Here is a 14,747-nt window from a genome sequence, read left to right as displayed (position 1 = left end):
CCACACTCACCGGACGAACGCCGGGAGTCGCTTGATCCCGTGCACGAAACTACTGAGCAGATAGTCGGGCTCGCCGAATTCGACGTCCACCCGGAACAACAACTCGCGGAACAGGTTCCGCAGTTCGGTCCGTGCGAGCTGGTTGCCGAGGCAGAAGTGCGGGCCGCCGCCGCCGAAGCCCAGGTGCGGGTTCGGCGAACGTGCCACGTTGAACTCCCCCGGCTGGTCGAAGGCGGCTTCGTCCCGGTTCGCCGAGCAGTAGAACAGGCCGACCTTGTCGCCGGCCTTCAGCCGCTGGCCGGCCAGCTCGGTGTCCTGGGTGACGAACCGGGCGAATTGCAGCACTGGCGTCGCCCACCGAATGAACTCCTCGACCGCCGTGCCGATCCGGCCGTCGAAATCTTCCATCAGCCAGGTGCGCTGATCGGGGTTGGCCGCGAGCGCCAGCATGGCGTGCGAGGTGGTCTGCTTGGTGGTGTCGTTGCCGGCCGAGGCCAGCAGGACCAGGAACGCGCCGATCTCCTCGTCGGTGAGCCGGTGCCCGTCGACTTCGGCGTTGACGATGCTGGTCATCAGGTCGTCGCCCGGATGCCGACGGCGAAACTTGGCCAGTTCGATGCCGGTGCCGGCCAGCAGGAACATCTCGTTGACAGTCGCCTCGGCCCGTTCCTCGATGGTGGCGTACTCGTCGTCGCTCATCGAGAAGAGCTTCTCGGCGGCCTTGGCCACGGCCTCGCGGTCAGAGGTCGGCACGCCGAGCATCTCCGAGATCGTCATCATCGGCAGCCGTGCCGAGCAGGCAGCGACGAAGTCGACCTCGCCGGCGCCGACCAGTTCGTCGACCACGGTGGCCGCGTTCTTGCGGACCTGCTCGTCGATCTGCGCGACGTTGCGCGGGGTGAACACCGAACTGATCAGGCGGCGGTACACGGTGTGCTGCGGCGGATCCATCATCAGGAAGAAGGTCGCGATCCGCTGAATCTCGGCAGGCATCGGGTCGAGTGCGATGCCCTGCGCCGAGCTGAACAGCTCGGGATGCAGGCTGGCGTGGACGATGTCGGCGCGCCGGGTCAACGCCCAGAACCCGGGCTCCTCCATCGGGAACAACGGCGGGAACGGCTCATGCCAGGTGAGCCCCTCCGTGGCCCGCAACGCGGCGAAAGTCTGCTCGCGGACGTCGAAGGTCTGGCCCCAGAATCGCCGCGACGTGATGTCGTGGGGGCTGTACCCACTCCTGTCCGCCGACACGAGCACAGCGTGACACTTTGGTCAGTATTTGTAAAGACAGTGTTTTCGATCTCGGATGTGTGAACTGCGCGTGACACTAAGCCCGCAACCTGTAATCCTGTACACGTGAGCCCGGCCGGAACCACCGCTGCGATCCCCGACGAGGACGAGACCTCGTCACGGCGCCGCATCCTCAATGCCACTGCCGAGGTGCTCGCCCGAAGCGGCCAGACCAAGCTCAGTCTGTCGGAGGTGGCGCTGCAGGCCGGGGTGTCCCGGCCCACCCTCTACCGCTGGTTCGCGTCCAAGACCGAACTGCTCGACGCGTTCGGCGCCTACGAGCGGGAGATGTTCGACACCGGCATCAGCCGGGCCACCGCCGGGCTGCGCGGCACCGACAAACTCGACGCGGCTCTGCAGTTCATCGTCTCCTACCAACAGACCTATTCCGGGGTCCGGCTCATCGACATCGAACCCGAGGTGGTGATCGCCCAGCTGAGCCGGATCCTGCCGCTCATGCGGACCCGGCTGCAGCGGCTGCTGACCGGGCCTAACGCGGAGATCAAGGCCGCCACCGCAATTCGCGTCGCCGTGTCGCACTACGTGGTGCGAAGTGACGATGCCGATCAGTTCCTGGCTCAGCTGCGTCACGCCGTCGGCATCAAGCAGTGACCACACCTCTGGAAATCGGGATCTACGTCCCGCAGATGGGTTTCAGCTACGCCGACGTCCTGCACCGCGCGCAACGCTGCGAAGAGCTCGGCATCGGTTCGCTGTGGCTCTACGACCACATGTACGGCCCCGGCGTCCCCGACATCGACTCGCTGGAGGCATGGACGCTCGCCACTGCGCTGCTGAGCCGTACCGAACGGCTGCGGGTCGGACACATGGTGCTGTGCAACCAGTTTCGCCATCCGGCCGTACTGGCCAAGATGGCCACCACCCTGGACCAGGTGTCCGCCGGCCGCCTCGAGCTGGGCATCGGCAGCGGATCCATCGAGGATGAACACCACCGGCTCGGGCTGGACTGGGGCACGTTCGCCCAGCGCTCGGACCGACTGCGCGAGACCCTGGAAATCCTGACCCAGGCGTTCGCGGAGCAGCGAATCGATTTCAGCGGAACGCATTACACGGTTCGGGACATGTCGATCAAGCCGGGGCCCGTGCAGCAGCCGCGGCCACCGATCGTGGTGGGCGGGTCCGGCGAGAAGTACACGCTGCCGCTGGTCGCGCGCTACGCCGACGTGTGGAATGTGCCGACCTACGCGCTCGGCGAGATGGGCACAAGCTGGCCGTCCTGCAGTCGTTGTGTGCGGACATCGGCCGGGACCCGGCCACCATCGTGATGTCGGTAGAGGCGGTACTGGCCCTGGCGCCTGATGACGCAGCCCTCGAAGGTGTTCGTGCGGTCGCCGAGAGGCGCTTCGGCGGACCGGGTTTCGGCCTGCACGAGGGCGGCCTGATCGGCACCCCCTCCGCGATCGTCGACCGGCTGGGCGAGCTCCGTGAGATGGGCTTCGGCCAAGTGGTGTTCTTCACCCACGACCGAGCCTCCGACGCCACCCTGGAGCTGCTTGCCGACGCGGTACTGCCGCAGCTCTAGTCGAAGGTGACGACGACCTTGTCGGCGGCACCCGGCGTCGTCGCCGTCCGCAATGCATCCTGCACCTCGTCGAACCCGAAGGTGTGGCTGACGATCACCGCATACTTCTCCCAGCTGGTGACGAGATCCTTTGTCACCTCGAAGATTTCGGTCGGATAGCCCATCGACCCGACAACGGTGATCTCGTTGGCCATGATGTTGATCAAGTCCACCGGCACCGGCTCCTTGTGCACGGCGACCACCCCGAGCCTGGCGCCGCGCTGCGCAGTGGCCAACGCGGTGTTGATCACCGACGGCGCACCGGCGGCGTCGAGGTAGATCGTGGTGCCGGACTTTCCCGGCCACAGCGCATCCCCCGTGCCGTGCAATTCGATGAGGCGCTTCGCCACATCCTCATCACCGGCATTGATTACCGCGTCTGCGCCGACGGTCAGCGCCTTCTCCAACCGTGAGCCGATCAAATCCACCACCGTCACATGGCTGACGCCGAGAGCCTTGTAGGCGATGGTCGCGCCGAGCCCGATCGGCCCGGCGCCGAACACGGCGACCTTGTCCGCAGGTGTGGGCTTGGTCTGATTGACCCCGTGCCGGGCGACCGCCATCGGTTCGTTGAGGGCGGCGACCTCGAACGGAATCTCGGCCGGGATCACCTCGAGGTTCTGGCCACGCACGGCGTTCTCGACGAGGAGGTACTCGGCCAGCGCCCCGGTGGCGCCGCCGTTTCCGATGATTCCGCTCGGCGCGCCGATCGGGTTGATGACCACGTGGTCGCCGACGTTTATGCCGGTCACGTCGCGACCGACCTCGACCACCTCGCCGGCCGGCTCGTGCCCGAGCGCCATCCGCCCCTGATGCGGTGGCAGACCACCCATCGAGATGTAGAGCGCATCGGATCCGCAGATGCCGCAGGCCTTGATCTTCACCAGAACGTCGGCCGGTTTGACCTCCGGATCGGCGACGTCGACGACGTCGGTCTGGCCGGGTCCGGTGACGATCGTTGCTTTCATCTGTTCCTCACAGATCCACTCGCACAATGCTTTTCGAATACTCGACGGTTGACACCGGTGGTGCCGCACCCTAGCGTGACCGTCATGGTAAGGCACACGACCGTCCGGTCGTCGTTGTTCTCCCGATGAGCAAGCCGCTTACCGGACGCCGCGCGGTGGTGACCGGCGCGGCCAGCGGTCTGGGCGCGGCGGCGGTCCGGGCGCTGTCCGAGGCCGGCGCCGAGGTTGTCGCGACCTATCACCAGACCGACCCCGCCGACACGTCGCGGGCGACCTGGTTGCAGTGCGACGCCAGAGATCCCGATGCGGTCAACGCAGTCATCGACGCCGCCGTCGCGGCGATGGGCGGCCTGGACGTCCTGGTCAACGCGGCCGGCCTGTGGCAGCAGGGCGTTCCGGGGCAGATCGGCGTCGCCGATATCGACTTCGTGCTCGACACCAACCTGAAGACGACGATCCTGACCAACCAGGCCGCCCATGCGGTGATGCGCAAGTCCGGTGGCCGCATCATCAACTTCGGCTCGGCGGAGGCCGTGATGGGCAGTCCGATCTCCGCGGTGTACGCCGCGGCCAAGGGTGCGGTACAGGCGTGGACCCGCTCGGCGGCCAAAGCATGGGCGGCCGACAACGTGACGGTGAACGCGCTGGCGCCGGCGATGCAGACGCGCGGCGCGGAGCGGCTGCGCGAATTCCTCGGGCCGGAGGCGGCGCCGTTCATCGATCAGCAGATCAAGGCGACCATTCCGTTGGGCGGCGCGCTCGGCGATCCCGACCGCGACCTCGGACCCGTGCTGGTCTTCCTGGCGAGCGAAGGCTCGCACTTCATCACCGGTCAGCTACTCCCGGTCGACGGCGGCCTGATCATGGTGGGCGGCTGACCTAACGCGGCCGCGGCAGCACCGGTCCGTCGTCGAGCGTGCCGGTGACGCCGAGTTCGGTCAGCCCGAGCTGCGTCAGCAGCGATATGCCGTGGGCATTCATCAGGAATCGCTCGTCGTCGCTGGCACCACTGTCGTAGAGCGCCGAGCCGATCAGGCAGATGACCGCCATTTTGAAGGCATTGAGCGCCCGGTACCAGGGCCGGTTGCGCGGGGTGATCCCGCTGGCCGCCTGGTAGTGCGCCAGAAAGTCGTCGATACTCAGCGCGGCCGGATGGCTGGTGAGGCCGACGGGCTGCATCCAGAGCAGCTCCATCCACCCGAGGTCGGTCAGCGGATCGCCCAAAGAGGTGAGCTCCCAATCAAACACCGCGCTGACATCGTCGCCGACGAAGGCGAAGTTCCCGGGTTTGGCGTCACCGTGGACGAGCGTGACGGTCGGATACTGTTCGGGCTTGCTGCGCTGCAGTTCTGCCAGCAGGCGTTCCAGCGCGGGCAACTCACCGCGTTGCACTCGATGCATCTCGTCGGCCCAGCGCGCGATCTCGCGGTCGAGGTGGTTGTGGCCGTCCCCGAGTTCGGCCAGACCGGTGGCCACCAGATCGACGGTGTGCACGGCAGCGAGTTGCTCAGCCATGCTGACACACATCCGCCGGATGCGGCGATCGGTGACGCCCGGGCCGTCGGGCGCTTCCATCTCGTAGACGTCCCCCGGCACCCGCTCCATGACGAAAAACGGGCGGCCCAACACGTCGCCGGAGTCCTCGAGCCACAACACTTTTGGTGTGCGGACGGCCGTGTCACGCAGCGCGGACAGGACCCGGAACTGGCGGGGCAGGTCGTAGGGCTCCAGGAGCGCCGGCGGATCCGGCCGCAGCCGCAACACCACATCGGTGTGGTCGGTCGACGTCGCGATGGTGAAGACCAACATCTCGGCCGAGTGCCCGAAGTCGACGCGGTCGAGTCCTTCCACGCGGACGTCCTCGCCAAGAAGCGGCTGCAACCACGAGGTGAGCCGGGCCGTCACATCGGGGATCACGGTGCTCATCAGTTGTACGAGACCTTGTGATCGGATTCGGCGGTCAGACCGAGTTCGGGCCATACCCCGCCGATGAGGCTTTCCATGATCCCGTAGCCCACGGCATCGCCGTCGCGCACCCGAACCGGGGTGTCCCGGAATTGTCCTAGAGTGCGCAAACTTTCGTCTGACCAGCAGTCGGCGATGTACTCGCCGTCGAGGTGCAGCGGTCCCCGCCACGAGCCGTGCTTGTGACCCTTCCACGCGCCGTAGCCGCCGGTCTTGAGGAAGAACCCAGATTCGCCGAGGGCTTCGACTTCGATGACGCGGTCCTCGCCGGATTCCAGCGTCATCACCAGTTCACCACCCTTCACGAAGCGGGTCCTGGTGTCGTAAGCGATCTTCGGCGTCACCCGCCGGACCGGGGTCTGGGTTCCGTCGGCCTCGTTGAGGTAGGCCGAGCTGTACTCCCACGGCCCCTCGACGATGAAAATGGCCGTCTCGTAATAGGTTCCGTCGGGACGCTGGAAGAAGGCCGGTGACCACTTCATACCGCCCCGCATTCCGGCCGGTGCCTCAGGTGCCGGGATCAGGTCATCGGGCGGTGACCCGATGGCCTGACGCACGCCCCAGGAGTGGTCGCGCATGCCGAACCACTCGTCGGGTCGGATCTCGTGGGTCTGACCGTCGACAGTCACGGTGCCGCTGGCCCAGCCGCCCTGGTGGTAGCGGATCACGTCGACGTCGACACGGCCCGTTCGCCGGTTGCGCACCAGGTTGCGCTCCTCGAAGAACGGCGGCGTCACCCCGGAGAGCACCACATCGAAGGAGATTGGTTGGACCTCGTTGGGTTCGAGCCGAAACCTCATGGCGCGCAGCGGTTCCACGACTTCGAGGTGAATGGGCCCGACACTGTTGGCTTCTGGTGCCGAACGCAGTTCGCGACTCCCCCGCACGGTCCACTGCTCGCGCCCGCGCGAGATACCGGCGAAACCGTCGATGATCCCCCGGTTCTGGTACTTGCCGAGCCCGAAGTCCAGTTGGAGCGAGCCGTCGGTGCGCGCGATCGACGCCCAGATCTTCTCCGTCCAGGCCTGGTCGGTCTGCGACAGGGTTGCGAAGGTGTCGACGATCTGGTGATTGAGCCCTTCGTCGGCCCCGAGCAGCGGGCCGATGTCCTTGATTGCCACGGTTACCTTCCTTGCGCCCCGTCGTACGATCTGGCGAATGGGAACAGTGAGTCGTCGTTGGGGCGCTGAGCGCGCGCAGCTCGACGGCGACGAGGCGCGCCAACGTCTGCTCGAGGCCGCCAGTCGGTGCATCGTGCGCCGCGGTAACACCCAGATCCGGATGGCCGAGGTCGCCGCCGAAGCCGGTGTGGTCCGTTCGACGGTGTATCGCTACTTTCCGTCGCGCGACGACCTGCTGCTCGGGCTGCTGCTGATGCGCATCGACAACGCGCTGGCCGGCAATGTCGCCTCGCTGCCGCATCCCGATGACGCGGCAGACTCGATCCTGGAGCTGCTGATGGCACCCGTGCAGTCGGTGGTCGGCGACCACTTGAACAAGGCACTGATGTCCAGCGAGAGCATCGCGCTGACGACGGCACTCCAGATCGGCTCCGAGCAGATCGTGGATGTGGTCCTGCGCCACTACCGCCCGCTGTTCGAGCGGTGGCAGGCCGACGGCCAACTGCATGCCGACCTCGATCCACGCGAGACCGCCCGGTGGCTGCACACGGCGGCGTTGTTCCTGATCGCACCCGCCTGGCGGCACCGGCCCGCGGACGCCAAGCGCCGATTCGTCCAGCAGTACCTGCTGCGCGCCCTCGTCCCACAAATCGGACAATAGCTCTATTTTGTCCGATCGGTGCTAGCTTTCTCCGGGTGAGCCTGAACATCCCGGCCTCGGTGGACGATCTGACACCGTCCTGGTTCAGCGAGGCGCTGGGCGAGAAGGTGACTGCCGTCGAGGTGCTCGACGCCCACTCCGGCACCACCGGCTGAGCCCGCGTCCGTCTGACCAGCGAATCGCTGCCCGAGACACTGTTCGTCAAACTGCAACCGTTCACTCCGGAACAGCGGGCGTTCCTGCGCCAGGTTGGTCTCGGAGTTGCCGAGGCGCGGCTCTACGCCAAGCTGGGAAGCGAACTGCCCGGGCGCATTCCGCGCGTCTGGCACTCCGCAACCGACGAGGCCGAGGGCTCATTCGTGATGGTTCTCGAAGACTTGGTCGCGTCGGGCTGCCGGTTCCCGACCCCGCACGATGACGATATCCTCGACGTCGCGCGATCGGCGATGACTGAGCTGGCCGTTCTGCACTCCACCTATTCGGGTCGGGAGATCCCCTGGCTGGCAACGCCGGACGGTATGCGGCGCAAGCCCGACGATCCCAAGACGGCTGCTCGACGGACGCACTTCATCCGGCTCGCGCTCGACCAGTTCGGCGCCGAGATGGGTCCGGAGTTCCGTCGCCTGGCACAGCTGTACATCGAGCGCTCGGGCGACATCATCGGACTGTTCGGCGAAAGTGCGCTCACCCTGATCCACGGTGACACCCACAGCGGCAACCTGTTCGTCGACGACGGGCGCACCGGTTTCTACGACTGGGCGGTCGTCGGCCGCGGTCCGGGCATGCGCGACGTCGCCTACTTCCTGTGCAATTCGCTACCGACCGATGTGCGGCGATCCGAGCAGCACACACTGCTGGCGAGCTACCGCTGCGCTCTCGAGGACAACGGAGTGGCCCTGGACGAACGCACTGCGCTCGAACAGTACCGGTTGTTCTCGCTGTACTCCTGGATCGCCGCGGTGTCGACGGCGGCTGTCGGATCGCAATGGCAGCCCATCGAGATCGCCCGTGCGGCAATGGTTCTCACCACGACGGCGATCGAGGACCTCGCCGTGGTGGAGCTGCTGGAGCGGCGGCTGCCCTAGCGGCGGCCGAACTCCGGCGCGTGTTCGGGCCGCACCCCCACGCCGACCAGGTAAGCCGGGATCGCCGCGAGCCATGGCAACCGCCGGATCAGCGCGACCAGAGCCGCAGGCGGATCGGCGCTCTTTCCGTGCAGGATCGGCCCGACCAGCTGACGGTGCAGGATCCGCTGTACGGCCTGGGTGACCGCGGCGGGCGGCAGTCGGCGCCTGCGCACCGCCGCCAGGTCACGATCAGTGACCACACCGCGGCGCAGCGGCTCGGCCAGCAGCGTCGCCGCGCCCACCGCGTCCTGGATGGCCATATTGATGCCGACCCCGCCGACGGGTGACATCGCATGCGCCGCGTCGCCGAGGCACAGCAGACCGTCGGTGTGCCAGCGGCCCAGCCGGTTGAGCTTCACGTCGAGGAACTTCACCTCGTCCAGGGAGGTCAGGCTGTCGGTGTTGGCCTCGGGAATCAGCTCGGCCAGTTCGGCTTTCAAGGCGTCGAGCCCGCGGGCGCGCAGCTGCGGGTCGCTGCCCTTCGGGATCAGATAGGCCAGCTGGAAGTAGCCTTCCCGCGGGATCATGATCAGCATGCGCCCGGACCCGATCCGGGGGATCAGGGAGTACTGCGCACTGCTGTCCCGCGGCAACCGGAACCACCACACATCGAACGGCACCGGGAAATCCCGCGCGGTCAGGCCGGCGCTCTGTCTCACGATCGATGTCCGCCCATCGCAGGCCACCGTCAGATCGGCCCGCAACTCACCGTCACCGTCGGGCGAGGTGTACGTCACGCCGGTTGTCCGGGCTCCGCTGCGCAGCAGTCCGGTCACCTCGTGACGCAGCCGCAGTGTGTAGGTCGGCTCGGCCTGCCCAGCCTCCGCGAGCAGGTTGAGCAGATCCCACTGCGGCACCATCGCGATGTATGGATGCGACAGGCGCAATCGGCGGAAGTCGACCATGGTGAGCGTCGTATCGCCAACGGTGAATTCCGCGTGGTCGGCCTTGCTCTGCGGAAGAGCGGCGAACCGCTCCCCCAGGCCGAGCTCGTCGAGCAACCGAAGTGTCGTGGGATGCACTGTGTCACCGCGGAAGTCGCGCAGGAAGTCGGCGTGTTTCTCCAGCACGGTGACCTGGATGCCTGCTCTGGCCAACAGCAATCCGAGCACCATGCCGGCGGGGCCGCCGCCGACGATCGCCACGGTCGTGGAGTCGGTCATGGGCACACCGTAGCGACGGCGGGTGAACCGGCGGAGCTAAACCTGAATTCGTGCGCCGATCAAAACTGTCTGCGCGGCCGGCAGCCCGAAGTACCCTGCGGAGTCGGCGGCCATGAACGACGTGGCGATGAAGATCCGCTTGCGCCACGGCGCCATCGTCGGCTGGTCGCCCGGAACCAGCTCGATCTTGGACAGGAAGTACGACGTGTTGTCGAGGTCGATCGCACCGCCGACCTGGTCCGGATCGACCAGGCGCAGCGCCGCCGGCACGTCGGGACGCTCCATGTACCCGAATTGCGCTGCGATATAATAGATTCCATCGTCCCGGTCGCCCAGGTCATCGACCGTGATCCGCTCGGCATCAGGTACGCGAGGTGACGGCGGAACGACGATCGACAGGATGATCGCCCGTTCGGGTACGACGTGGTTATGGTCGACATTCGCCCGCATCGACAAGGGTGCAGTTTCGCTCTCGCGATTGAGGAACACCGCGGTTCCCGGAATGCGGGGGTAGGGCGGTTTGTGATTGTGGATCTCGTCGATGAACGGCTGCAGCGGACCTTCGGCCTTATCGCGGGCAGTCACCACGATCGAGCTGCCCCGCTGCCAGGTGATCAGCACCGTGAACGTCACCAACCCGATCAGCAGCGGCAGCCACGCACCGTGCACGAGCTTGATCAGGTTGGCGGCCAAAAACATCAGATCGACGGTCAGCAACGCGCCGCCACCGATGATCACCATCCACAGCGGCCACCGCCAGCGGGTATGGGCGATGTAGAGGAACAGCAGGGTGGTGATGGTGATCGTGCCGGTGACCGCCATCCCGTAGGCGTAACCGAGCGCTGCCGAACTGCGGAACGCGAAGACCAGAATCAGCACCGCCACCATCAGCATGCCGTTGATCCAGGGCACGTAGATCTGGCCGATCGCCTTCGCCGAGGTGTGCGCGATCCGCAGCCGCGGCAGGTAGCCGAGCTGAGCGGCCTGCGACGCCACCGAGTAGGCGCCGGTGATCACCGCCTGCGAGGCGATCACCGTTGCCGCGGTCGCCAGGATTGCCATCGGCAGCTCCCAGCCGCTGGGCACCAGCAGGAAGAACGGGGCATTCACCACGCTCTGCTTGCCCAGCAGCAGCGCGCCCTGACCGAGGTAGTTGAGCACCAGCGCCGGCAGGACCAGGCCGAGCCAGCCCCACGTGATCGCCTTGCGGCCGAAGTGGCCCATGTCGGCATAGAGCGCTTCGGCGCCGGTGACCGACAGAACGACGGCGGCGAGGGCGAAGAACGCGATGTGGAAGTGGCCGAAGATGAACTCCAGCGCGTACGTCGGGGACAGCGCTTTCAGGATTTGCGGGTGGCCGAGGATGCCGCGGATTCCGCAGGCGCCGATCACCACAAACCACACGATCATCACCGGACCGAAGAATCGTCCGACGGCCGCGGTACCGCGTCGTTGCACCGCGAACAGCCCGACGATGATGACCGCGGTGATCGGCACCACCAGCTCGGACAGCGACGGGTCGACGACCTTCAGGCCCTCGACCGCGGACAGCACCGAGATCGCCGGAGTGATCATGCTGTCGCCGAAAAACAGTGCAGCGCCGAGGATTCCGAGCGCAGACAGGGCGCTGATGACCCGCGGACTGGACCTGCGCCCCAACCTGCGCACCAACGTGATCAGCGCCATCACGCCGCCCTCGCCGTCGTTGTCGGCGCGCATGACCAGGGTGACGTAGGTCAGGGTGACGATGATCATCACCGACCAGAAGATCAGTGAGACCACGCCGTAGACGTTGGCGCGGGTGATCGGCACGGGGTGCGGGTCGCCCGGGTTGAACAGGGTCTGCACGGTGTAGATGGGGCTGGTGCCGATGTCACCGAACACCACGCCCAGCGCACCCACGACGATCCCGGTGCGGGCCTTGGTCGCCGTGCTCACAGGTCAGTCCCCCGATCGGTCAGCCCGGCGTCGGTCCCGGCGACGTGGACGACAATGGTAGCTGCCGAAACGTCGTCCCGACGTACGGTAGAACCGATGCGCATTGCCCTGTTCGCGACATGTCTGGCCGACGCGATGTTCCCTAAGGCCGCGATCGCGACTGTCGAGTTGCTCGAGCGGCTCGGGCATCAGGTCGTCTTCCCTTCAGCCCAGACCTGCTGCGGTCAGATGCACGTCAACACCGGATATCTCGGACAGGCGACCGCCCTGGTCCGTCATCACGTCGAGGTGTTCGAAAGCAGCGGCTGCGATGCGGTGGTGGCGCCGTCGGGGTCGTGCGTCGGCTCGGTTCGCCACCAACATGCGATGGTGGCCCGCCGGGCCGGCGACACCGCACTGGCGGAACGCGCGGAGGCGGTGGCGGCACGCACCTATGAATTGTCCGAGCTGTTGGTGGACGTACTCGGGGTGCGCGACGTGGGGGCCTACTACCCCCACCGGGTCACCTACCACCCCACGTGCCATTCGCTGCGACTGCTGCGGGTCGGCGACAAACCGCTGCAGCTGCTGCGCCACGTGCGCGGCCTGACCCTGGTCGAGCTTGCCGACGCGGAGACCTGCTGCGGTTTCGGCGGCACCTTCGCGATCAAGAACGCCGACACCTCCACCGCGATGCTGGCCGACAAGATGTCGGCGGTGATCGCCTCGCGGGCCGAAGTGTGCACGGCCGGCGACAGTTCGTGCCTGATGCACATCGGTGGCGGGCTGAGCCGCATGCGCTCGGCGGTGCGCACCGTGCATCTCGCCGAGATCCTCGCCTCGACCGAAGCGGTCCGATGACGAAGTTCCTCGGGGTACCCGGCATCGGCAACCTGCGCGGCACCCAACCGTTCCCGGAGGCGGCGCGACGCGAACTCGCGAACACTCAGATGCGCCGCAATGTCGGCCATGCCACCCGCACGATCCGCACCAAACGCCTTGCCGCCGTGGCCGAATGCCCGGACTGGGAGGAACTGCGCGCGGCGGGCAGTGCGCTCAAGCAGGATGTGATGGCGCGGCTTCCCGAGTTGCTCGAGCAGCTGGAAGCCAATGTGGCAGCCCGCGGTGGTGTGGTGCACTGGGCACGCGACGCCGCGGAGGCGAACCGGATCGTGACCGGACTGATCCGGGATACCGGTGCCGACGAAGTCGTCAAGGTCAAGTCGATGGCCACCCAGGAGATCGGCCTCAACGAACACCTGGCAGCCGAGGGCATCGCGGCGATCGAAACCGACCTCGCCGAGCTGATCGTTCAGCTCGGGCACGACACACCCAGCCACATCCTGGTTCCGGCCATCCACCGCAACCGTGCCGAGATCCGTGAGATCTTCGCCCGCGAGATGCCCGGCGCCGGTGAGCTGACCGACGAGCCGCGGGTGCTGGCGATGGCGGCCCGGGCCCATCTGCGGCGAAAGTTCCTGTCCGCCAAAGTGGCTGTCAGCGGTGCGAACTTCGGCGTCGCCGAGACGGGGACGCTGGCCGTCGTCGAATCCGAAGGCAACGGCCGGATGTGCGTGACCCTGCCTCAGACGCTGATCACCGTGATGGGCATCGAGAAGGTGGTGCCGCGCTTCACCGATCTCGAGGTGTTCATGCAGCTGCTGCCGCGGTCGTCGACCGCCGAACGGATGAACCCGTACACCTCGATGTGGACCGGGGTGCATCCCGGCGACGGGCCGCAGAATGTCCATCTGGTGTTGCTCGACAACGGCCGTACCGCGGTGCTCGGCGATCCGGTGGGTCGGGCCGCCCTGCACTGCATTCGGTGCAGCGCCTGCCTCAACGTCTGCCCGGTGTACGAACGCACCGGCGGGCACGCCTACGGCTCGATTTATCCCGGACCGATCGGCGCAATCCTGAGCCCACAGTTGACCGGAACGCACGGGCACGACGACCCGAACTCCTCACTGCCGTACGCATCGTCGTTGTGCGGCGCGTGCTTCGACGCCTGCCCGGTCCGCATCGACATCCCGTCGATCCTGGTGCACCTGCGCGCCGAACAGGTCGACGGCCATCGGGCGGTGGGTCAGGACGTGGCGATGGCCGCTGCCGCGTGGGCGATGGGCTCGCCCGGACGGTTCGCCGCGGCCGAGAAGCTGCTCGGCGCGGGCCGGATGGTGGCCGGTGCCGACCGCCGGATCACCACGCTGCCCTGGCCCGGCTCGCGCTGGACCACCAGTCGCGACGTACCGGCCCCGCCGGCGGAAACCTTCCGCCAATGGTGGGCCCGCACCCATGACGAGGCGTCCCGGTGAACGAGACACGTCGCGTCGTCCTCGACCGGATCCGCGGGGCGCTGGCCGCCGCCCCGCCCGAACCGGTGCAGGTGCCGCGCGACTATGACCGGGCGCCCGCGCACGGGCCGGGTGACTGCGAACGCTTCGCGGAAACCGTGGCCGAATACCGGGCCCAGGTACTGCGCATCGATCCCGCCGCGATCGCGACCACCGTCGTCGCACTGACCGGTGCGGGTGCTCGGGTGGCGGCGCCAGCCGGGTTGCCGACAGAATGGGTCGCCGGCATGGACGTCGTCCTCGACACCCTTGAAAACCCCTTGGCGGTAACCGATCTCGATGGCATCGACGCCGTCGTCACCGGATGCGCGGTGGGCATCGCGGCGACCGGCACCATCGTGCTCGACGCCGGACCAACCCAGGGGCGGCGCGCGCTGACGCTGGTCCCCGATCACCACATCTGCGTGGTGTTCACCGACCAGATCGTCGACACCGTCCCCCAGGCGTTCGCCGCATTGGACCCCCGCCGGCCGCTGACCTTCATCTCCGGACCCAGCGCCACCAGTGACATCGAACTCAACCGGGTCGAAGGTGTGCACGGTCCGCGCACCCTCGACGTGCTGTTGGTCGGCCGGTGACATTGCAGAATCCGCTGGAGTGGC

General features: G+C 67.1%; 13 protein-coding genes and 1 pseudogene. 8 read left to right on the top strand and 6 right to left on the bottom strand.

Annotation, left to right across the window (positions count from 1 at the left end; translation table 11 throughout):
- Positions 1-6: 6 nt before the first annotated feature.
- Positions 7-1,248, bottom strand: coding sequence for a cytochrome P450 (locus K0O64_RS00390; RefSeq protein WP_174714092.1), 1,242 nt, complete (start codon positions 1,246-1,248; stop codon positions 7-9).
- Between the two features lie 105 nt (positions 1,249-1,353).
- Between K0O64_RS00390 and K0O64_RS00385 the strand changes: the two genes are divergently transcribed.
- Positions 1,354-1,899, top strand: coding sequence for a TetR/AcrR family transcriptional regulator (locus K0O64_RS00385; RefSeq protein WP_083542772.1), 546 nt, complete (start codon positions 1,354-1,356; stop codon positions 1,897-1,899).
- Between the two features lie 35 nt (positions 1,900-1,934).
- Positions 1,935-2,830: pseudogene (locus tag K0O64_RS00380) on the top strand (LLM class flavin-dependent oxidoreductase).
- On the opposite strand, the gene K0O64_RS00375 reads toward K0O64_RS00380, so the two are convergent.
- Complete coding sequence (locus K0O64_RS00375) at positions 2,827-3,837, bottom strand: zinc-dependent alcohol dehydrogenase (protein WP_096309490.1); 1,011 nt, start codon at positions 3,835-3,837, stop codon at positions 2,827-2,829. The pseudogene K0O64_RS00380 and the gene K0O64_RS00375 sit on opposite strands and share 4 nt — an antisense overlap.
- 125 nt (positions 3,838-3,962) lie before the next feature.
- On the opposite strand from K0O64_RS00375, the gene K0O64_RS00370 reads away from it, so the two are divergent.
- Positions 3,963-4,715: an SDR family NAD(P)-dependent oxidoreductase gene (locus tag K0O64_RS00370; protein ID WP_096309489.1), complete on the top strand. Its 753-nt coding sequence runs from the start codon at positions 3,963-3,965 to the stop codon at positions 4,713-4,715.
- 1 nt (position 4,716) lies between these two features.
- On the opposite strand, the gene K0O64_RS00365 is transcribed toward K0O64_RS00370, so the two are convergent.
- Positions 4,717-5,763, bottom strand: a complete 1,047-nt coding sequence (locus tag K0O64_RS00365; RefSeq protein ID WP_096309488.1) for a phosphotransferase family protein — start codon at positions 5,761-5,763, stop codon at positions 4,717-4,719.
- Entirely contained in the window at positions 5,763-6,923 is a 1,161-nt protein-coding gene (locus K0O64_RS00360) for an Rv3169 family protein (RefSeq protein WP_096309487.1), read from the bottom strand. Before K0O64_RS00360 ends, K0O64_RS00365 begins: the two co-directional genes overlap by 1 nt.
- A gap of 37 nt (positions 6,924-6,960) precedes the next feature.
- Here K0O64_RS00360 and K0O64_RS00355 point away from each other — a divergent pair, with 37 nt between their 5' ends.
- Both K0O64_RS00355 and K0O64_RS00350 read left to right on the top strand, forming a co-directional pair.
- Positions 6,961-7,584 (top strand): TetR/AcrR family transcriptional regulator, encoded by a 624-nt coding sequence (locus tag K0O64_RS00355; RefSeq protein ID WP_096309486.1) that lies wholly within the window; start codon positions 6,961-6,963, stop codon positions 7,582-7,584.
- A 167-nt stretch (positions 7,585-7,751) separates the two neighbouring features.
- Positions 7,752-8,669 (top strand): phosphotransferase family protein, encoded by a 918-nt coding sequence (locus tag K0O64_RS00350; protein WP_096309485.1) that lies wholly within the window; start codon positions 7,752-7,754, stop codon positions 8,667-8,669.
- Here K0O64_RS00350 and K0O64_RS00345 read toward each other — a convergent pair.
- Positions 8,666-9,874 carry an FAD-dependent oxidoreductase gene (locus K0O64_RS00345; protein WP_096309484.1) on the bottom strand — a complete coding sequence of 403 codons (1,209 nt, stop codon included), beginning with the start codon at positions 9,872-9,874 and terminating at the stop codon, positions 8,666-8,668. The genes K0O64_RS00350 and K0O64_RS00345 overlap by 4 nt on opposite strands.
- 36 nt (positions 9,875-9,910) lie before the next feature.
- Positions 9,911-11,812 carry a potassium transporter Kup gene (locus K0O64_RS00340; RefSeq protein WP_096309483.1) on the bottom strand — a complete coding sequence of 634 codons (1,902 nt, stop codon included), beginning with the start codon at positions 11,810-11,812 and terminating at the stop codon, positions 9,911-9,913.
- Between the two features lie 96 nt (positions 11,813-11,908).
- Here K0O64_RS00340 and K0O64_RS00335 point away from each other — a divergent pair, with 96 nt between their 5' ends.
- From K0O64_RS00335 to K0O64_RS00325, 3 genes are read left to right on the top strand one after another with little or no spacing between them, the layout of a single operon-like run.
- Positions 11,909-12,652 (top strand): (Fe-S)-binding protein, encoded by a 744-nt coding sequence (locus tag K0O64_RS00335; protein ID WP_096309482.1) that lies wholly within the window; start codon positions 11,909-11,911, stop codon positions 12,650-12,652.
- Positions 12,649-14,106, top strand: a complete 1,458-nt coding sequence (locus K0O64_RS00330) for a lactate utilization protein B (protein WP_096309481.1) — start codon at positions 12,649-12,651, stop codon at positions 14,104-14,106. The genes K0O64_RS00335 and K0O64_RS00330 overlap by 4 nt, the downstream gene beginning before the upstream one ends.
- On the top strand, positions 14,103-14,723 hold the full coding sequence (locus K0O64_RS00325) for a LutC/YkgG family protein (RefSeq protein ID WP_096309480.1): 621 nt from the start codon (positions 14,103-14,105) through the stop codon (positions 14,721-14,723). Before K0O64_RS00330 ends, K0O64_RS00325 begins: the two co-directional genes overlap by 4 nt.
- Positions 14,724-14,747: the final 24 nt, after the last annotated feature.

This window comes from Mycolicibacterium pallens (genome assembly GCF_019456675.1).
Lineage (GTDB): Bacteria > Actinomycetota > Actinomycetes > Mycobacteriales > Mycobacteriaceae > Mycobacterium > Mycobacterium crocinum.
Note: the sequence above shows the minus strand (reverse complement) of the source record. Positions and strands in the feature narration are given on the sequence as shown.

Excerpts from the sequence above, each read along its gene's own strand:
- K0O64_RS00375 (WP_096309490.1), bottom strand. The coding sequence starts at position 3,837 with ATGAAAGCAACGATCGTCACCGGACCCGGCCAGACCGACGTCGTCGAC.
- K0O64_RS00370 (WP_096309489.1), top strand. The coding sequence starts at position 3,963 with ATGAGCAAGCCGCTTACCGGACGCCGCGCGGTGGTGACCGGCGCGGCC.
- K0O64_RS00345 (WP_096309484.1), bottom strand. The coding sequence starts at position 9,874 with ATGACCGACTCCACGACCGTGGCGATCGTCGGCGGCGGCCCCGCCGGC.
- K0O64_RS00355 (WP_096309486.1), top strand. The coding sequence starts at position 6,961 with ATGGGAACAGTGAGTCGTCGTTGGGGCGCTGAGCGCGCGCAGCTCGAC.
- K0O64_RS00365 (WP_096309488.1), bottom strand. The coding sequence starts at position 5,763 with ATGAGCACCGTGATCCCCGATGTGACGGCCCGGCTCACCTCGTGGTTG.
- K0O64_RS00330 (WP_096309481.1), top strand. The coding sequence starts at position 12,649 with ATGACGAAGTTCCTCGGGGTACCCGGCATCGGCAACCTGCGCGGCACC.
- K0O64_RS00335 (WP_096309482.1), top strand. The coding sequence starts at position 11,909 with ATGCGCATTGCCCTGTTCGCGACATGTCTGGCCGACGCGATGTTCCCT.